General features: G+C 69.8%; 21 protein-coding genes. 16 read left to right on the forward strand and 5 right to left on the reverse strand.

Going from position 1 to position 18,263, the window contains the following annotated elements; translation table 11 throughout:
- Positions 1-31: 31 nt before the first annotated feature.
- Positions 32-721, reverse strand: coding sequence for a transcriptional repressor LexA (gene lexA / locus FB047_RS14670; RefSeq protein WP_013583385.1), 690 nt, complete (start codon positions 719-721; stop codon positions 32-34).
- 257 nt (positions 722-978) lie between these two features.
- Between lexA and FB047_RS14675 the strand changes: the two genes are divergently transcribed.
- From FB047_RS14675 to FB047_RS14700, 6 genes are all read left to right on the forward strand, one after another.
- Positions 979-1,329 carry a LysM peptidoglycan-binding domain-containing protein gene (locus FB047_RS14675; RefSeq protein WP_136587946.1) on the forward strand — a complete coding sequence of 117 codons (351 nt, stop codon included), beginning with the start codon at positions 979-981 and terminating at the stop codon, positions 1,327-1,329.
- Between the two features lie 95 nt (positions 1,330-1,424).
- Entirely contained in the window at positions 1,425-2,519 is a 1,095-nt protein-coding gene (locus tag FB047_RS14680) for a histidinol-phosphate transaminase (RefSeq protein WP_205823062.1), read from the forward strand.
- Positions 2,516-3,130, forward strand: coding sequence for an imidazoleglycerol-phosphate dehydratase HisB (hisB, locus tag FB047_RS14685; RefSeq protein ID WP_136587948.1), 615 nt, complete (start codon positions 2,516-2,518; stop codon positions 3,128-3,130). Before FB047_RS14680 ends, hisB begins: the two co-directional genes overlap by 4 nt.
- Entirely contained in the window at positions 3,127-3,777 is a 651-nt protein-coding gene (hisH, locus tag FB047_RS14690; protein ID WP_136587949.1) for an imidazole glycerol phosphate synthase subunit HisH, read from the forward strand. The genes hisB and hisH overlap by 4 nt, the downstream gene beginning before the upstream one ends.
- A 46-nt stretch (positions 3,778-3,823) precedes the next feature.
- Complete coding sequence (gene priA / locus FB047_RS14695) at positions 3,824-4,570, forward strand: bifunctional 1-(5-phosphoribosyl)-5-((5-phosphoribosylamino)methylideneamino)imidazole-4-carboxamide isomerase/phosphoribosylanthranilate isomerase PriA (RefSeq protein WP_013583379.1); 747 nt, start codon at positions 3,824-3,826, stop codon at positions 4,568-4,570.
- Positions 4,554-5,378: an SseB family protein gene (locus FB047_RS14700; protein WP_136587950.1), complete on the forward strand. Its 825-nt coding sequence runs from the start codon at positions 4,554-4,556 to the stop codon at positions 5,376-5,378. Before priA ends, FB047_RS14700 begins: the two co-directional genes overlap by 17 nt.
- Positions 5,379-5,593: 215 nt before the next feature.
- Here the strand turns inward: FB047_RS14700 and FB047_RS14705 are convergent, their stop codons facing one another.
- A complete protein-coding gene (locus tag FB047_RS14705; RefSeq protein ID WP_371204920.1) occupies positions 5,594-6,019 on the reverse strand; it encodes a DUF1844 domain-containing protein in 426 nt (141 codons plus the stop codon).
- A gap of 207 nt (positions 6,020-6,226) precedes the next feature.
- Between FB047_RS14705 and infC the strand changes: the two genes are divergently transcribed.
- From infC to pheT, 10 genes are all read left to right on the forward strand, one after another.
- Positions 6,227-6,892 (forward strand): translation initiation factor IF-3, encoded by a 666-nt coding sequence (infC, locus tag FB047_RS14710; RefSeq protein ID WP_136587969.1) that lies wholly within the window; start codon positions 6,227-6,229, stop codon positions 6,890-6,892.
- Between the two features lie 48 nt (positions 6,893-6,940).
- Entirely contained in the window at positions 6,941-7,135 is a 195-nt protein-coding gene (gene rpmI, locus FB047_RS14715) for a 50S ribosomal protein L35 (protein ID WP_013583375.1), read from the forward strand.
- A gap of 29 nt (positions 7,136-7,164) precedes the next feature.
- Positions 7,165-7,548, forward strand: a complete 384-nt coding sequence (gene rplT / locus FB047_RS14720) for a 50S ribosomal protein L20 (RefSeq protein ID WP_058232312.1) — start codon at positions 7,165-7,167, stop codon at positions 7,546-7,548.
- 104 nt (positions 7,549-7,652) lie between these two features.
- Positions 7,653-8,450: a TrmH family RNA methyltransferase gene (locus FB047_RS14725; RefSeq protein WP_136587951.1), complete on the forward strand. Its 798-nt coding sequence runs from the start codon at positions 7,653-7,655 to the stop codon at positions 8,448-8,450.
- Positions 8,451-8,548: 98 nt separating this feature from the next.
- Positions 8,549-9,310: an amino acid ABC transporter ATP-binding protein gene (locus FB047_RS14730; RefSeq protein WP_136587952.1), complete on the forward strand. Its 762-nt coding sequence runs from the start codon at positions 8,549-8,551 to the stop codon at positions 9,308-9,310.
- Between the two features lie 155 nt (positions 9,311-9,465).
- Positions 9,466-10,368 carry a glutamate ABC transporter substrate-binding protein gene (locus tag FB047_RS14735; RefSeq protein WP_136587953.1) on the forward strand — a complete coding sequence of 301 codons (903 nt, stop codon included), beginning with the start codon at positions 9,466-9,468 and terminating at the stop codon, positions 10,366-10,368.
- A 67-nt stretch (positions 10,369-10,435) separates the two neighbouring features.
- Positions 10,436-11,092 (forward strand): amino acid ABC transporter permease, encoded by a 657-nt coding sequence (locus FB047_RS14740; RefSeq protein ID WP_136587954.1) that lies wholly within the window; start codon positions 10,436-10,438, stop codon positions 11,090-11,092.
- Positions 11,089-11,985: an amino acid ABC transporter permease gene (locus FB047_RS14745; protein WP_136587955.1), complete on the forward strand. Its 897-nt coding sequence runs from the start codon at positions 11,089-11,091 to the stop codon at positions 11,983-11,985. Before FB047_RS14740 ends, FB047_RS14745 begins: the two co-directional genes overlap by 4 nt.
- Before the next feature lie 52 nt (positions 11,986-12,037).
- Complete coding sequence (gene pheS / locus FB047_RS14750) at positions 12,038-13,078, forward strand: phenylalanine--tRNA ligase subunit alpha (RefSeq protein ID WP_136587956.1); 1,041 nt, start codon at positions 12,038-12,040, stop codon at positions 13,076-13,078.
- Positions 13,078-15,585, forward strand: coding sequence for a phenylalanine--tRNA ligase subunit beta (pheT, locus tag FB047_RS14755; protein WP_136587957.1), 2,508 nt, complete (start codon positions 13,078-13,080; stop codon positions 15,583-15,585). Before pheS ends, pheT begins: the two co-directional genes overlap by 1 nt.
- A 30-nt stretch (positions 15,586-15,615) precedes the next feature.
- Here pheT and FB047_RS14760 read toward each other — a convergent pair whose 3' ends face one another.
- The 3 genes from FB047_RS14760 to FB047_RS17000 all read right to left on the reverse strand — a co-directional run.
- Positions 15,616-16,698 (reverse strand): HTTM domain-containing protein, encoded by a 1,083-nt coding sequence (locus FB047_RS14760; RefSeq protein ID WP_136587958.1) that lies wholly within the window; start codon positions 16,696-16,698, stop codon positions 15,616-15,618.
- Positions 16,695-17,525 carry a DUF5819 family protein gene (locus tag FB047_RS14765; protein WP_136587959.1) on the reverse strand — a complete coding sequence of 277 codons (831 nt, stop codon included), beginning with the start codon at positions 17,523-17,525 and terminating at the stop codon, positions 16,695-16,697. Before FB047_RS14765 ends, FB047_RS14760 begins: the two co-directional genes overlap by 4 nt.
- 1 nt (position 17,526) lies before the next feature.
- Positions 17,527-18,263, reverse strand: a 737-nt coding sequence (locus FB047_RS17000) for a hypothetical protein (protein WP_205823052.1), incomplete at its 5' end; no start/stop codon positions are given.

Genomic DNA, 18,263 nt, shown 5'->3' on the forward strand with positions numbered 1-18,263 from the left:
GCGGCGGACATCCGGCCTCTCGTGTCGCGGATCAGACCGCGCGCAGGACGGCGACGACGCGGCCGAGCACCACGGCCTCGTCGCCGAGGATCGGTTCGAACGCGCTGTTGCGGGGGAGCAGCCACGTGTGACCGTCGCGGCGGCGGAACGTCTTGACCGTCGCCTCTCCGTCGAGCATCGCGGCGACGATCTCGCCGTTCTCGGCGGTGGCCTGGGAGCGCACGACCACCCAGTCGCCGTCGCAGATCGCCGCATCGATCATGGAGTCGCCGGACACCTTGAGCATGAACAGCTCGCCCTTGCCCACGAGCTGGCGGGGGAGGGGGAAGATCTCCTCCACCTGCTGGTCGGCGGTGATGGGCACGCCGGCGGCGATGCGACCGACGAGGGGAACGAGAGCGGCGTCGCCCAGAGCGGGGGCCGTGTCGGCGGGGTTCTCGGCGGCGGCGCCGGGCAGGTCGATCAGCACCTCCATGGCCCGCGTCTTGCCGGGATCGCGTCGCAGGTAGCCGCTCAGCTCGAGCTGGTTGAGCTGGTGCGTCACGCTCGAGAGGGACTTCAGTCCGACGGCGTCGCCGATCTCGCGCATGCTCGGCGGATAGCCGTGCCGCGCGATCGACCGCTGGATGACCTCGAGGATCGCGAGCTGCTTGTCGCTGAGGTTCTTGCGTCGCCGGGTCTGCGGCCGTTCGCGGCCGGCGGCGGTCGTCGCGTCGGTCATCTGTGCTCCCCTCGCGCCGCGGAAGGGCGGCGGAAATTCGAATGTCGGAGGTTGGTGATGAGGTCTCCGTGTCGAAACCGTATCCGGTGGACGGCCTCGAAGACACGGAACCTCTCGCGTGTCGCGTTCGATTCGTCTCCGATACAGCCGGTCTTGACACATCGAAAGTATCGAAGATAGATTCGGAATACAGATTCGCACCACCGCCCTCCCGGCCGAGGGTGGGGTGCGAATCTCTCCCCACCGAGGAGCACATCATGAGCAGCATCGCCGTCACCGCCCCGACCACCCGCCTGCGCATCACCGCGCGCGGACGCCGCGTCGTCGCGTTCCTGGTCTCCCTTCCCCTCGTCATCGCGCTCGGAGTCGCCATCGTCGGGGGCGGAGCCGCGCTCGCCTCGAACGAAGAGGGAGCCGCCGCAGGCTCCTTCGCCGAGATCACCGTGATGAGCGGAGACACGCTGTGGTCCATCGCCGAAGATCTCGCTCCCGCGGCCGACCCTCGCGACGTCGTCGCGCAGATCACGCGCCTGAACGCCCTCTCGGGTGGATCCGTCACCGCGGGTCAGCGCATCGCCATCCCCGCCGAGTACGCCCCCGCCGACTGATCTCCCGCCGACGCGAACCCGCCGACGCGAAGGCACCGAGAGCGTGTCGTTCGGGCCAGCGGGCGCGTGAGCCGCACATGTCGCCGCCGCCTACGATGGGTGAGGTGAACGTACGCCTCGACGACCTCCCGCTTCGCGACGATCTCCGGGGCATGACGCCCTACGGAGCACCGCAGGCCGCGCTCCCCGTGGCGCTGAACGTGAACGAGAACACGCATCCCGTTCCGTCCGAGGTCGCCGACGACATCCTGGATGCCGTGGCACGCGCACTGCGCGACGTGAACCGCTATCCCGACCGCGAGTTCACGACGCTTCGCGAGGCCTTCGCGCAGTATCTGGGGCACGGACTGAACCCCGACCAGATCTGGGCGGCCAACGGCTCGAACGAGGTGCTGCAGCACATCCTGCAGGCCTTCGGCGGGCCCGGGCGCACCGCCATGGGTTTCGCTCCCACGTACTCGATGTACCCGATCCTCACGCGCGCCACCGGTGCCCGATGGATCGCGGGGGAGCGGGAGCACGACTTCACGCTCACGCCCGCGTCGGCGGCGGCCCAGGTGCGCGAACAGCGCCCCGACATCGTCTTCCTGTGCGCCCCGAACAACCCGACGGGGACGCCCCTCCGCCTCGACGTGGTCGAGGCCGTCTACGACGCGTTCGACGGTGTGGTCATCGTCGACGAGGCCTACGAAGAATTCGCACCGCGCGACGAGCCGTCCGCGGTGTCGCTGCTGCCGGGGCGTCCGCGCCTGGTCGTCTCGCGCACGATGAGCAAGGCCTTCGCCTTCGCCGGCGCCCGCGTGGGCTACCTCGCGGCCGATCCGGTCTTCGTCGACGCCCTGCGCCTCGTCCGCCTGCCGTACCACCTGAGCGCGCTCACGCAGGCCGCCGCGACCGCGGCGCTCGGGCACGCCGACACCATGCTCGCGATGGTCGACGAGATCGTCGCGCAGCGCGACCGCATCTCCGCGACCGTCTCCGCTCTCGGGTACACCGCGCACGAGTCGTGGACCAACTTCGTGCTCTTCGGCGGGGTCGACGACCCCGCGGCGACGTGGAAGGCGCTGTACGACCGCGGCGTCCTCATCCGCGACGTCGGCATCCCCCACCACCTCCGCGTCTCGGCCGGAACGGCCGACGAGACCACCGCGTTCCTCGACGCCCTCGCCTCGATAGGATCCCGAGCATGACCGGCCCCTCCACGCCCCGCACCGCCTCGATCACCCGGGAGACGAGCGAGTCGCGCGTCGAGCTCGAGCTCGATCTCGACGGGCGCGGTGCCAGCGACATCTCGACGAGCGTGCCGTTCTTCGACCACATGCTCACCGCGTTCGCGAAGCACTCGCTGACCGACCTGCGCGTGCGCGCCACCGGTGACACCCACATCGACGCCCACCACACCGTCGAAGACACCTCGATCGTCCTCGGCCAGGCCATCCAGCAGGCGCTCGGCGACAAGTCCGGCATCGCCCGATACGGCGACGCCCTCGTGCCGCTCGACGAGGCGCTCGCGCAGGCCGTCGTCGACATCAGCGGTCGGCCCTACCTCGTGCACACCGGAGAGCCGGTCGGGTTCGAGCACCACCTCATCGGCGGCCACTTCACGGGCTCTCTCGTGCGTCACTCGTTCGAGGCGATCTCCATCCACGCGGGCCTGACCGTCCACGTGCGCGTGGTCGGGGGACGCGATCCCCACCACATCGCCGAGGCCGAGTACAAGGCCCTCGCGCGCGCGTTCCGCCAGGCGAAGGCCCTCGACCCCCTCGTCGACGGCATCCCCAGCACCAAGGGCGCGCTGTGACGGCCAAGCCGGTCGTCGCCGTCCTCGATTACGGCTCGGGCAACGTCCACTCGGCGGTCAAGGCGCTCGTCGAGGCCGGTGCCGACGCCCGGTTGACCTCCGATCGATCGTTGCTGATGGATGCCGACGGGCTCCTCGTTCCCGGCGTGGGGGCGTTCAGCGCGGTCATGGAGGCCCTGAACGCCAGTCGCGGTGGCGAGATCATCGACCGTCGACTGGCCGGCGGCCGCCCGGTGCTGGGCATCTGCGTGGGCATGCAGGTCATGTTCGAACGGGGGATCGAGCGCGGGACCGACACGCCCGGACTGGGGGAGTGGCCCGGCACGGTCGACGAGCTCGCCGCCCCGGTCCTGCCGCACATGGGCTGGAACACCGTCACCGCCGGCGAAGGGTCTCGACTGTTCGAGGGGATCGAACGCGAGCGCTTCTACTTCGTGCACTCCTACGCCGCGCAGGAGTGGTCGCTCGAGGTGACCCCGCCCTTCCCGCAGCCCGCCGTGACGTGGTGCACATACGGCTCGCCGTTCATCGCGGCGGTGGAGAACGGTCCCCTCGCGGCGACGCAGTTCCACCCCGAGAAGTCGGGGGAGGCCGGCATCCGGCTGCTCGCCAATTGGATCGACGGGCTGCGCACGACTACTGTGTGACCTCGTGCCCGGGGCTGGCGAGAGGCGCCTGCCGGCACGAGGAGCCATGAACGATTTCGCGTCCACGCCCGAGCTTGTCCTTCTTCCCGCGGTCGATGTGGCCGACGGCAAGGCCGTCCGTCTGACCCAGGGGGAGGCGGGCACCGAGACCAGCTACGGCGACCCCGTCGACGCCGCCGCGGACTTCGCCCGCCAGGGCGCGCAGTGGATCCACCTCGTCGACCTCGACGCCGCTTTCGGACGCGGGAGCAACGCGAACGTCATGCGCAAGGTCATCAAGCAGGTCAAGGGCGTGCAGGTCGAGCTGTCGGGCGGCATCCGCGACGACCGTTCGCTCGAGGCGGCCCTCGAGAGCGGCGCGAGCCGCATCAACCTCGGCACCGCCGCGCTGGAGAACCCCGAGTGGGCCGCCGACGTCATCAACCGCTACGGCGAGGCGATCGCGGTCGGGCTCGACGTGCGCGGCACGACGCTCGCCGCCCGCGGCTGGACCCGTGACGGCGGCGACCTGTGGACCGTGCTCGAGCGCCTCGAAGACGCCGGCTGCAGCCGCTACGTCGTCACCGACGTGACGAAGGACGGCACGCTGCGCGGCCCCAACATCGAGCTCCTGCGCGAAATGACCCAGCGCACGCCCAAGCCGATCGTCGCCTCGGGCGGCGTGTCGAGCCTGGACGACATCGCCGCGCTGCGCGAGCTCGTGCCGCTCGGCGTCGAGGGCGCGATCGTCGGCAAGGCTCTGTACGCGGGGCAGTTCACCCTCGCTGAGGCGCTGGATGTCGCCGGACACTGACGGTCCCCACGCCGGCGGCCCGCACGCCGGCGGTCCCCACGATCACGGCCACCACGCCGATTCGGCGGGTGTCCCGTGGGAGGGGCGCCGGTTCGAGTCGAACCCGCACTCCGGTGACGACGGGTCGGCCGACCCGTCCCTCCTGGCCGCCCTCGTCGCCTTTCGAACCGGTGAGAGTGACGCCCGTGCCGTCGTCGACGCCTACCGCGACGCGCGCCTGCTGATCCCGCTCGTCGCCGAGAAGGGCGACCACGGCGTCGGCGCCCACGGCCTCGAGGTCGACAAGACGCAGGAGCTGTCGATCGTGACCGTCGCCGCCCCCGATGGCCGCAAGGTGCTTCCCGTCTTCACCTCGGTCACGGCGTTGCAGACTTGGGATGCCAAGGCCCGCCCCGTCCCCGCGGACGGTCGCCGCACCGCTCTCGCCGCGGCGTCCGAAGACACCGAGCTCATCGTGATCGATCCCGCCTCCGAGACCGAGTTCGTCATCCGTCGTCCCGCCGTGTGGGCCATCGCGCAGGGGGAGGCGTGGGAACCCGCGCACACTTCGCCGACGATCTTCAGGGGGCTGCAGGAGAGCATCTCGGGCGAGCTCGCGGTGCTCGACCTCGCCGTCGAGTCGGGGGATCCCACCGGTCGCCTGCGCGGCCCCGAGCTCGTCGTGCACCTGCAGCTGATGTCGGGGCTGGAGCAGGAGGAGCTCGACGCCGTCCTCGCCCGCATCGCCCGCCGGTGGTCGGCCGACGACCGCATCGCCGTGCTCGTCGACTCGCTGACGGTCAAGCTCCACCGCGGCACCGCGGCCTGACCGCGCCGCGATCGGAGCGCGGCCGCGTCGGGACAGGCGATCGTCCGAGCACAGGACGGTGCCGCGCTGCGCGTCCTGTTCTCGTGGCATCCCCTGTTCCTGCGCGCCGCTCACGGGCCGGATGCCGCGGCACCGCGGTCCGCACCGGCTCGCGCGACGCGTGTGCCGGTGTCACGGACGAGCCACCCCGTAGCCGGTACCCCGGCCCGAACGACTTACGTGACGGGACCCGTCCACTTCTCGCCCGGCCCCTTGCCGATCGGGTCGGGGATGGTCGAGGCCTCGCGGAACGCGAGCTGCAGGGAGCGCAGTCCGTCGCGCAGCGACCGGGCGTGCATGTCGCTGATCTCGGGCGCGCCGGCGGTGATGAGGCCCGCGAGGGCGTTGATGAGCTTGCGGGCCTCGTCGAGGTCGAGCTGCTGCGCGGGGTCGTCGGCGAGTCCCGTCTTGACGGCCGCGGCGCTCATGAGGTGCACGGCGGCGGTGGTGATGACCTCCACCGCGGGAACGTCGGCGATGTCGCGGGTGGCGGAGGATGCCGCGCGCTCCTGCTCCTCCCAGCGGGCGAGACGCTCGTCTTCGCCTCCGTGACGGTGTGCGGCGTGGTCGTCGGCGGGCTGGTCGGAGGGGATCGTGTCCACGTGAATCTCTCTGCTAGACTATGGCGGGCTTCGGAGTGTTTCACTCCGTACGAAAGAGGATCACATCCCACCCGCGCTTGCCGCTCCAGGCTACCGGGTTCCCGCACTCCGCTCCGTTTCGCACGGGGTCGTCTGGGTGCAGAAGCCGGTGCTGACAGCACCGTGCCGGGTGGCGTGTGTACTCCTCTTCGCCCGTGGTCCGATCGGATCGCGGCGGCCACCACCCGCACACAAGAGGAGTTCCGCATCAGCGATCCCCGCACCAACGAGCGCATCCGAGTCCCGGAGGTCCGTCTCGTCGGACCCAACGGCGAGCAGGTCGGCATCGTCCGAATCGAAGCTGCGCTGCGCCTGGCCCAGGAAGCGGACCTCGACCTGGTCGAGGTTGCGCCGAGCTCGAAGCCGCCCGTGGTCAAGATCATGGATTACGGCAAGTTCAAGTACGAGGCCGCGCAGAAGGCCAAGGAAACGCGTCGTAACCAGGCGAACACGGTCCTCAAGGAGGTCCGATTCCGCCTGAAGATCGAGGCCCACGACTACATCACCAAGCTCAAGCGCGCCGAGGGCTTCCTCCAGGCGGGCGACAAGGTGAAGGCCATGATCCTGTTCCGTGGTCGTGAGCAGTCGCGTCCCGAGCAGGGTGTGCGCCTGCTCCGCAAGTTCGCCGAAGACGTCGCCGAGTTTGGCACCGTCGAGTCGAACCCCACGATCGACGGCCGCAACATGGTGATGGTGGTCGCTCCTCATAAGAACAAGTCCGAGGTCAAGACCGAGCAGAACGCGCAGCGCGCGGCGAACCGCGAGGCGGCGCGCAGCGCGGCCCGCGGCGAGGCGGCCCCGGAAGCAACGCCCACCTCGGCCCCCGCCGAGTAAAGCTCCCCAGACTCCCGCTTCGCCGGGAAGACCAACGAAGGAAGACAGATGCCGAAGCAGAAGACCCACTCGGGTGCCAAGAAGCGCTTCAAGCTGACCGGTAGCGGCAAGCTCATGAAGCAGCAGGCCGGTATGCGCCACAACCTCGAAGGCAAGGCCTCGAAGCGCACCCGCCGCCTGAACCAGGAGCAGGTCCTGGCCAAGGGTGACTCGAAGGTCGCCAAGAAGCTCCTCGGTCTCTGAGCGCCGACGCACGTTAGGAAGAAACAGAAATGGCTAGAGTCAAGCGGGCAGTAAACGCCCACAAGAAGCGTCGCGTCATCCTCGAGCGCGCCTCCGGTTACCGCGGTCAGCGTTCGCGCCTGTACCGCAAGGCCAAGGAGCAGGTCACCCACTCGCTCGTCTACGCGTACCGTGACCGTCGCAAGCGCAAGGGCGACTTCCGTCGTCTGTGGATCCAGCGCATCAACGCGGCATCCCGTCAGAACGGCCTCACGTACAACCGCTTCATCCAGGGCCTCGGCCTCGCGGGTGTGCAGGTCGACCGTCGCATGCTCGCCGAGCTCGCCGTGAACGAGCCGGCCGTGTTCGCCTCGCTCGTGCAGACCGCCAAGGCGGCCCTGCCCAGCGACGTCAACGCTCCGAAGTCCGCGTAAGTCGCGACTTCTCCCGGAACGGGCGTCCTCTTCGGAGGGCGCCCGTTCCGTCGTTCGTGCGCGGCATCCCCGGCTCCATGCCCTCAGCGCCATACACTGGTCACGTGCTGGAGAACCCCCGTTCGCCGCGGGTGCGCGCCGTGGCCAAGCTCAGCAAACGCGCCGCCCGGCAAGAGACCGGTCTGTTCCTCCTCGAGGGTCCGCAGGCCGCGCGCGAGGCCCTCGCGTGGGCCCCCGACACCGTCCTCGAGCTGTACGCGACCCCCTCGGCGATGGAGCGGCACACCGACGTGCGCGACGCGGCCGAACGCGCTGAGGTGGATCTGCAGTACACGACCGAGGCGGTGCTCGACGCGATGGCCGACACGGTCACCCCGCAGGGCATCGTCGCCGTGGCGCGGCAGTCGCCGACCGCGCTGAAGGACATCCTCGCGGCCGGACCCCGCCTCGTCGCGATCTGCGAAGAGGTGCGCGATCCCGGCAACCTCGGCACCATCATCCGCGCCGCCGACGCGGCCGGGGCGGATGCCGTCATCCTCACCGGGCGCACCGTCGATCCCTACAACCCCAAGGTCGTCCGCTCCACGACGGGCTCGCTCTTCCACGTGCCGGTGGCCGTGGACCTCGAGCTCGCGGACGTCGTCGCCCGTATGCACGAGACGGGTCTGCGCGTCGTCGCCGCCGACGTCGAGGGCGAGGACTTCCTCGCATCCCGCGACCGTCTCGCGGAGCCCACCGCGTGGCTCTTCGGAAACGAGGCGCGCGGTCTCGACGACGACGCCCTCGCGCACGCCGACCTCTCGCTGCGCCTGCCGATCTACGGCCGCGCGGAGTCGCTCAACCTCGCCACCGCGGCGAGCGTCTGCCTCTACGAGACCGCTTTCGCCCAGCGCGCCCGCTGACCCGCGGGAGTGCCCGAGCGCGTTCCCCGCTGTTACAGAACGGTTAAGGCCTGCGCGGGAATGTGGTCGCCCGCACAACATCCTCATAGGGTGAACACATGGCATCCGTTCCCCCGGCGGGCTCTGCGCCCCTCGTCGTCGTCTCCGATGTGCAGAAGCACTACGGCCAGTTCCAGGCGCTGAAAGACATCGATCTCACCGTCGACCGCGGTGAGGTGGTCGTCGTGATCGGCCCGTCCGGGTCGGGCAAGTCGACGCTGTGCCGCACGATCAACCGCCTCGAGACCATCACGAGCGGGTCGATCACGATCGACGGCAAGGAGCTTCCCAAAGAGGGGAAGGGCCTGGCCGAACTGCGTGCCGATGTCGGCATGGTCTTCCAGTCTTTCAACCTCTTCGCGCACCTGACGATCCTCGAGAACGTCACGCTCGGTCCGATCAAGGTGCGCAAGATGAAGAAGGCGGATGCCGAGAAGGAGGCGCGGGCGCTGCTCGAGCGCGTGGGCGTCGGGCATCAGGCCGACAAGCTCCCCGCGCAGCTCTCCGGCGGCCAGCAGCAGCGCGTCGCGATCGCCCGCGCTCTCGCGATGAAGCCAAAGGTCATGCTCTTCGACGAGCCGACTTCGGCCCTCGACCCCGAGATGATCAACGAGGTGCTCGACGTGATGGTCGGTCTCGCCAAGGACGGCATGACCATGATCGTCGTCACGCACGAGATGGGCTTCGCGCGCAAGGCGGCGAACCGCGTGGTGTTCATGGCCGACGGCCAGATCGTCGAGCAGGCCGCGCCCGAGCAGTTCTTCACCCGTCCCGAGTCCGACCGCGCCAAGGACTTCCTCTCGAAGCTCATCACGCACTGACAGCGCGAACCCCGACGGCGACGAACGAGGAGGTTCCCCGCCGACACGATCGCATCGCACCGCATCGCACCGCCGCACCCGCAGGGCGATGCCGCGCGCCGTCACCGAAGACCCTTTCCCGCACAGCACAGCACACGTAACCAAGGAGACATCACATGCGTAAGACTCGTTTTCTCGCCGGCGCGAGCATCATCGCCGCCGGCCTGCTGGCCCTGACGGCCTGCAACAGCGGCACCCCCGGTGCGGCCCCCGGAGCCGAGGGCGACTCGGCCGACACCACGCAGCTGTGGGAGGTCGCCTCCGACGTCTCGCTCGACGGCAGCCCCACCTTCGAGCGCATGGTCGCGGCCGACAAGGTCGTCGTCGGCGTCAAGGAGGACCAGCCGGGCCTCGGTTTCAAGGACCCGATCAGCGACGAGCGCGGCGGCTTCGACGTCGAGATCGCGCAGTGGATCGCGGCCTCGCTCGGCTTCGACGCCGACAAGATCGAGTACAAGACCATCCCCTCCGCGAACCGCGAGCAGGAGCTGGTCAACGGCAACATCGACTACTACGTCGGCACCTACTCGATCACCGACAAGCGCAAGGCGCAGATCGACTTCGCCGGTCCTTACCTCATCACCGGTCAGGGCCTGCTGGTCGCCGCCGACAACGAGGACATCACGGGCCCGAACGACCTCGCCGGCAAGATCGTCTGCTCGGTGACCGGTTCGACGCCGCTGCAGCGCATCCGCGACGAGTACAACCCCGGCGACACCGTCGAGTACGACACCTACACGCAGTGCCTCGAGCAGCTGCGCGCGGGTTCGGTCGACGCCGTCACGACCGACCAGGCGATCCTCGCCGGTTACGTGGCGCAGGAGCCCGAGACCTTCAAGATCGCGGGAGACACCTTCAGCGAGGAGCGCTACGGCGTGGGCCTGCCCAAGGGCGACACCGTCCTGAAGGACCACATCAACACCCTCTTCAACGACGGTGGCGACGTCTGGACCGCGCTGTTCGACAAGAACCTCGCACCGGCCGGCATCAAGGGCGAGCAGCCCACCGCCGACGAGTGATCCGTCCGGGGGCGGCGCGTCCCGGCGCGTCGCCCCCGCCCCTCCTCCTTCGAGATAAGGACCACGCATGGGTGTCATCACCGACAACCTCGACATCTGGAGCCAAGCGCTCGTCGGCACGCTCGTGCTGTTCTTCGCCGGCGGCGCTCTCGCGCTCGTGCTCGGCATCATCGTCGGCGCGATGCGCGTCTCGCCCGTGCCGATCGCGCGCGGCGTCGGCACGTTCTACGTCAGCGCCATCCGCAACACCCCGCTCACGCTGGTGTTCTTCGCCTTCGTGTTCGCGCTCCCGCCCCTGCTCGGACTTCGTCTGACCGGCGATGTCTCGCTGACATTGGGCATCTGCGCCCTCGGCATCTACACGGCGACCTACGTCGCCGAGGCGATCCGCTCAGGTGTGAACACCGTTCCCGTCGGGCAGGCCGAGGCCGCCCGCGCCCTCGGCCTGAGCTTCGGTCAGGTGATGTCGCTCGTGGTGCTGCCGCAGGCGTTCCGCTCGGTCATCCCGCCGATGATGAGCGTCTTCATCGCCCTGCTGAAGAACACCACCGTCGCCGCCGGCTTCTCGATCGTCAACCTCGGGTCGGTGCGCAACTACCTCAGCGAACGCGGTGAGAACGCGTTCGTCGTCATCCTCTGGGTGATGGTCATCTTCGTCGCGCTGGTGCTCCTGCTCTCGTGGGTGCAGCGGACGCTCGAGAACCGATGGAGGGTCGCGCGATGAGCAGCGTCCTGTACGACGTCCCCGGTCCCAAGGCCATCCTGCGCAACCGCCTCCTGGGCGTGCTCACGATCGTCGTCGTGGTCGGCATCCTGGGTTTCCTCGTCTGGCGGCTCGCCGAGACGGGGCAGTTCACCGCCAAGAAGTGGTCGGCGTTCACCTACACCAACGTGTGGACGAGCATCCTGGATGCCACGCTGGCCACGCTCGCGGCCTTCGGCGCCGCGGCCCTCGGGGCGCTGCTGCTCGGCTTCGTCCTCGCGATCGGGCGTCTGTCGGACCACCGGTGGGTGCGTTGGCCCTTCACCGCCGTGATCGAGGTCTTCCGCGCGATCCCGGTGCTGGTGTTCATGTTCCTGCTCTACTACGGCTTCCCCGTCATCGGGATCCGCATGGAGCCGTACTGGGCCGTGGTCATCGCTCTCGTCTGCTACAACGGGTCGGTCCTCGCCGAGGTCATCCGCGCGGGCGTCGAGTCGCTGCCGCGCGGTCAGGCCGAGGCCGGGTACGCGATCGGCCTGCGCAAGGCCGGCGTGATGCGCCTCGTGCTGCTGCCGCAGGCGATCCGCGCGATGATGCCGGTCATCATCGCGCAGCTCGTGGTGACGCTGAAGGACACCGCGCTCGGCTTCATCATCACGTACCCCGAGCTGCTGTTCTACGCGAAGTACATCGGTGCGCAGCCGACGGTCGGTTCTCCCATCGTGCCCGCGACCATCGTGGTGGGGGCGATCTACATCACGCTGTGCCTGATCCTGTCGTTCGTCGCGACGGTCGTGGAGAAGCGCCTGCGGCGTTCGTCGCGCGGTGACGTCGCCGTGCCCGTGCAGCCCCTTCAGCAGGGCGCGACCGACACGTCGCTGATCGTCGCCCAGCGCGGCGGATCGGCGCTCTGAGTCGCCCCGACGGGCGGGGGAGTGTCCCCGCCCGTCGGTAGACTCTCATCTCGTGTCCGACGCACCCGAGATCACCCCCGAGGCCGTCGCCTCCGCGGTCGATGAGGCGCTCGCCGCCATCGCCGCCGCCGCGACCACGGCCGAACTGAAGTCCGCCCGTTCCGCCCACACGGGGGAGCAGTCCTCCCTCGCCCGGCTGAACGCCCAGATGCGCCACGTCGCCCCCGACCAGAAGGCCGCGTTCGGCAAGCTGGTCGGCCAGGCGCGAGGGCAGGTCAATCAGGCGCTCGCCGCTCGCGAGGCCGAGCTCGCCGAGGCCGAGACCGCCGCGCAGCTCGAGGCCGAACGCATCGACGTCACGGCGCTGCCGCAGCGCGCGCGCGTCGGGGCGCGGCATCCCATCTCCCTCCTGCAGGAGCAGGTGTCCGACATCTTCGTGGGCATGGGGTGGGAGATCGCCGAGGGACCCGAGCTCGAGCACGAGTGGTTCAACTTCGACGCGCTGAACTTCGACGTCGATCACCCGGCGCGCCAGATGCAGGACACCTTCTTCGTCGACCCGGTCGCGCGTCACCTCGTGCTGCGCACCCACACGAGCCCGGTGCAGGTGCGCTCGATGCTCGAGCGCGACCTTCCCATCTACGTGCTGTGCCCGGGGCGGGTGTACCGCACCGACGAGTTCGACGCGACGCACCTTCCGGTGTTCACGCAGTTCGAGGGCCTCGTCGTCGACAAGGGCATCACCATGGCGCACCTCAAGGGCACCCTCGACCACGCCGCGCGCGTGCTGTTCGGACCCGAGGCCAAGACGCGGTTCCGCGCCAACTACTTCCCCTTCACCGAGCCGAGCGCCGAGCTCGACCTGTGGCACCCGACCTTCAAGGGCGGGGCGCGATGGATCGAGTGGGGCGGCTGCGGCATGGTGAACCCCAACGTCCTGCGCGCCGCCGGCATCGACCCCGAGGAGTACTCGGGCTTCGCCTTCGGCATGGGCATCGAGCGCACGCTCATGTTCCGCAGCGACGTCCAAGACATGCGCGACATGGCCGAGGGCGATGTGCGCTTCAGCGAGCAGTTCGGAATGGTGGTCTGATGCGGGTTCCGCTGTCGTGGCTGCGTGAGTACGTCGACCTCCCGACGCACGTCACGCCCGAAGAGGTGCTCGCCGATCTCGTGCGGGTCGGCTTCGAAGAGGAGGACGTGCACCGTTTCGACCTCGAAGGGCCGATCGTCGTCGGACAGGTCGTCTCGTTCGAGGCCGAGCCGCAGTCCAACGGCAAGACCATCCGCTGGTGCCAGGTCGACGTCGGTGCCGAGCACGGGGGAGTGCGCGGCATCGTCTGCGGCGCGGGCAACTTCTTCCCCGGCGACAAGGTCGTCGTGACCCTCCCGGGTGCGGTGCTGCCGGGACCGTTCCCGATCGCCGCGCGCAAGACCTACGGTCACGTCTCCGACGGCATGATCGCCTCCGCGCGCGAGCTGGGCCTCGGCGACGAGCACAACGGCATCCTGCGTCTCGTCGAGCTCGGACTCGATGCGCCCGTCGGCACCGACGCGATCGCGCTCCTCGGGCTCGACGACGTCGCCGTCGAGATCAACGTCACCCCCGACCGCGGCTACGCCCTGTCGCTGCGCGGCGTGGCCCGCGAGTACTCGCACGCCACCGGCGCCGCCTTCCGCGACCCCGCCGAGCGCGCGTGGGGCGACCTCGACCCCGGGACCGGGTTCCCGGTCGCGGTCGACGATCAGGCGCCCATCCGCGGTCGCGTCGGCGCGACGGAGTTCGTCGCGCGCATCGTGCGGGGCGTGGACCCGACCAAGCCGACGCCGGCGTGGATGATCGCGCGGCTCACGCTGGCCGGCATCCGCTCCCTCGGCGTGCTGATCGACATCACCAACTACGTGATGCTCGAGCTCGGCGAGCCCATCCACGGCTACGACCTCGATCGCCTGCAGGGCGGCATCACCGTCCGCCGCGCGCACGCCGGCGAGAGTCTCGAGACCCTCGACGGCAAGGTGCGCACCCTCGATCCCGAAGACCTCTTGATCACCGACGAGTCCGGGCCCATCGGCCTGGCGGGTGTCATGGGTGGCGGGACGACCGAGATGACCGACGCGACGCGCAACGTACTCATCGAGGCCGCCGTCTTCGACACGGTGACGATCGCGCGCACCGCCCGCCGGCACAAGCTGCCCTCCGAGGCGTCGCGCCGTTTCGAGCGCGGTGTCGACCCCAACGTCCCGTTCGCCGCCGCGCGCCGCGTCGCCGACCTCATGGTCGAGTACGCCGGCGGCACGCTCGACACGACCGTGGGCGGTGCGCTGCGCACCGAGGTGCACATCGACGGCATCGTGCTGCCCGACGGGTTCGTCTCCGGCCTGATCGGCGTCGACTACCCCGACGACGAGGTCGTCGCCTCGCTCGAGAAGATCGGATGCCGCGTGCTCGACGAGGGCGCGCAGCGCCTGGTCGTCCCGCCGTCGTGGCGCCCCGACCTGACGGACCGGTGGACGCTCGCCGAAGAGGTCGCGCGCATCGGCGGGTACGACCGGATCCCCTCGATCCTGCCGACGCCGCCGTCCGGACGCGGCCTGACCTCCGCGCAGCAGGGCCGCCGCCGCGTCGCCAACGCCCTCGCGGCCGCCGGTTTCGTCGAGACGCCGTCGTTCCCCTTCACCACCGAGGAGCAGAACGCGCTGCACGGCTCCCCCTCGGGGGAGAAGCTGCCCAGCGTCAAGCTCGCGAACCCGCTCGACGGTCTCGCGCCGTTCCTGCGCCGCTCGCTGATCCCGGCGCTGCTGCAGGTGGCGCACCGCAACGTCTCGCGCGGCATCGTCGACCTGGCGCTCTTCGAAGCGGGGACGGTCTTCCTGCCCAAGCCGGGCGTGCAGTACGGAACCGCGTCGGTGCCGCCGCTCGCCGTGCGCCCGGACGCCGCCACCCTCGCCGCGCTCGACGCGTCGATCCCGCCGCAGCGGCGTCACGTCGCGATCCTGCTGGCCGGGCACTCCGTCGCCAAGCAGCCCGGGCAGCCCGCCCTGGCCGCCGACCTCGCGGATGCCGTCGATGCGGTGCGCGTGCTGACGGCGGCGGCCGGGCTCGAGATCGAGCTCGTGCAGGCCCAGCGCGCCGCGCTCCACCCGGGCCGCACCGCCCGGGTCCTCGCGTCGGGCCAGGACGTCGGCTACGTCGGCGAACTGCTCCCCGCGGTGTCGGCCGCGGCCGACCTGCCGGGTCGCGTGCTCGTCGCCGAGCTCGACCTCGACGCGATGCTCGAGCTGGCCCAGTCGCGCGTGGTCGCGGCATCCCTGTCGGGATTCCCGGCGGCGACGCAGGACGTGTCGCTGACCGTTCCGCTCGAGGTGGCCGCGGGCGATGTGCGCGCCGCCCTCATCGCCGGGGGAGCGCCTCTGCTCGAGGGTGCGCGTCTCGTCGACGACTACCGCGGTCAGGGTCTCGCCGAGGGCGCGAAGAGCCTCACCTTCGCCCTGCGTTTCCGCGCGGACGACCGCACGCTCACCGCGGCGGAGGCGACCGAGGCGAAGCTCGCCGGGGTCGCGGTCGCCGCGGAGCGGTTCGGCGCGGCCATCCGCGACTGATCAGCCGGACGTTCCGGAGCGCCGCGCGGCTCAGGCTGCGCGGCGCTCCGGCGTTTCGGGAGACACGTCGTCGCGTCCTTCGCGAACACTCGCGCGGGCCGCGGCGACCGCTCGCCGAACGCGGGACGACGTCATACCGACGACCGCGCGCACGCGCAGCCACGACGCGTCGCGCACCAGCAGCAGATCGAGAGCGATCATCGCGAGCGAGAACGGCCAGAGCCCGAGCAGCAGCGCGATTCCGAAGTGCGTGAGCGAGAGTCCGGCGACCGCGACGTAGCGCGACGGCTTCCACAGCAGGGCGACCGGGAACGTCAGCTGCACCGCGAGGGCGAACCACGTACCGACCATGATGAACGGCGTCACCTGCCAGACCGTCTCGCTGAGGGCGGGGAGCACCTGGAACTCGGTGAGCGACAGGGCGTAGTAGAGCGCCGTGCCCGCGATCCATTCCTCTCCCTGCAGCTTCAGGATCGACGACACCAGGTAGACGAGCAGGATCTGGTAGCAGCAGAGGATCAGGGCCGTGTTGTGCAGCAACGGTGAGAGCCACTCCGGAACACGCCGCTGCAGGACGGCGAAGCGCCCCGCCCGCTCGCCCCGCCGGCGCCGCAGCCACGCGTCGACCGAGAAGTGCCGACTCAGGTCGGCGAAGAGGGCGAAGACGAGCACGATGCGCATGAGCGTGTCGCCGCCATTGGTGAGCAGCGTCGTGTTGGTCGACAACCCGACCCAGAACAACAGCAGCGCGGGAGTGACCCACCGCGTCTTGAAACCGACGAGGAACAGCAGCACCAGGGCGATGAGGGCGAAGTAGGCCAGGTCGAACAGCAGCGGGTCGTCTTTCGAGAAGATGAGCCGGAACGGCTCCCACCACCCGCGGCGGCGTGCCTCGGGCTCCACCCACCACGACCCGGCCCCCCACAGGTAGTGCCGGTCGGCGAAGCTCGGCAGAAGCACCAGAAGCATCCCGACCGCGAAGATGATCCTCAGGAGCGAGAATCCGATGGTGGCGTGCTTCGTTGACGTCAACCACTCCTGGAACGCACTCCACAACCGGAGGGGGGAGAGGCGGTCGCGCCACCCCTGACGACGCGTGAAGTGAATGGTCATGGCCTCTCCTCGCCGGTGTAGCGGGTCTGCACGTCGGCGAAGATGCCGCGCACGGACGGATCGTCGGCCTGCTCGGCCTCCCGCCAGCCGAAGGTCAACTCGTTGAGGGCGAACTGCCGCTCGTCGTCGAAACGGTGCAGGAAGTCATTGGGGCGGTCGAACTGCGCCCGCCAGCGCACGCGCTCCACCTCACGACCGAAATACGCCTCGGTGAAAGCCGTCGAGAAGCGGTTCAGCATGTAGTCGTACCGCACGAACGGCACTGACGAATTCTCGCCGCCGTCGCCGAGGGCATCGAGCTCCGCGCGCAGGTCGGCATCCGGGATCGCGGCGAAGCCGCCGTCCGACGAGCGTTCGATGAAGGTGTCCTGCACGCGATCCTGCTGGGCGGAAGTGAGCTCGTCGTAGCGCTCGAGGTAGGTGCTGAGCGCGTTGATGCTGTTCTTCGAGATACGGGACGGAGTCGGTATGCCGCGCACCGCGGCGAGCTCCATGTCGGTGACATCGACCCAATCGCTTGCCTGCAGGTCGCCGTCCTCGTCCCGCCATTGCGCCTGCACCTGCAGGGCGCTGTTGACGCGGAGGATGTTCGGGGCGAACACATCCCACCGCTGCGAGAAGTACGGAGCGAAGCCGTCGCTGACCATCTCCTTCGCGGGGGAGGGGGGTGCCGTGAACGTCGCGCTCACGAACACGTAAGCGCCGACGACCGCGACCGCGGCTGCCGTTCCGATCGCGGGCGCGAGACGCCCTCGCGCCGACGGAGCGGGACGGGGGGCGGGGGCCGGCCGCGTGATGCGACCGGCCCCTGTCTTCTTCGTGGTCATCTCAGCCGCTCAGCGAGCCGTCCGCGGGACCGTCCGTGCCGGCTGCCCCGGGCGAACCGTCTGGGCGCGGCGAACGAGGTCGCGAGGTGCTCTCGCGGTTCCCGCGCGGGGCGGACGCATTGCCGGTGCGGTCGAGGCCTGCGGCTGCGGTGCTCCTCATGGTCGCGTTCGCGACGCCGGGGCTCCGCGTGCTTGTTCCCGTGGCGACGGGACGGTCGTCGGTCGAGGGGCGGCTCGAGACCGGCGGAGCCGTCCGGGCGGTGGATGCCGCGGATGCCGAGGCGACGGCGGGACGCGCCTGACGGCGACGGGCGGCGATCAGCGCGAATCCGACCAGCAGCATCGCGGCGGCGAGGAGCGAGAAGGTGCTTGCGCTGCTCGCACTGTCCGAACCCGTCACGGCCAGCTGCGAGCCGGTGTCGGAAGCGGCGGCTCCCGCCGGGCTGCCCGCGTGGTTCGAGGAGTCGGTCGAGTCGGTGGCGTCACGGGAGTCGGTCGAGTCGGTGGCGTCGGCGGAGTCCTTGGAGTCGGTGGAGTCCTTCGAGTCGGTCATGTCCTTGGAGTCGGTGGAGTCCTTGGAGTCGGTGGAGTCCTTGGAGTCGGTGGAGTCCTTCGAGTCGGTCATGTCCTTGGAGTCGGTGGAGTCCTTCGAGTCGGTCATGTCCTTGGAGTCGGTGGAGTCCTTCGAGTCGGTCATGTCCTTGGAGTCGGTGGAGTCCTTCGAGTCCTTGGAGTCGG

The sequence above is a fragment of the Microbacterium hydrothermale genome, assembly GCF_004854025.1.
Classification (GTDB): domain Bacteria; phylum Actinomycetota; class Actinomycetes; order Actinomycetales; family Microbacteriaceae; genus Microbacterium; species Microbacterium hydrothermale.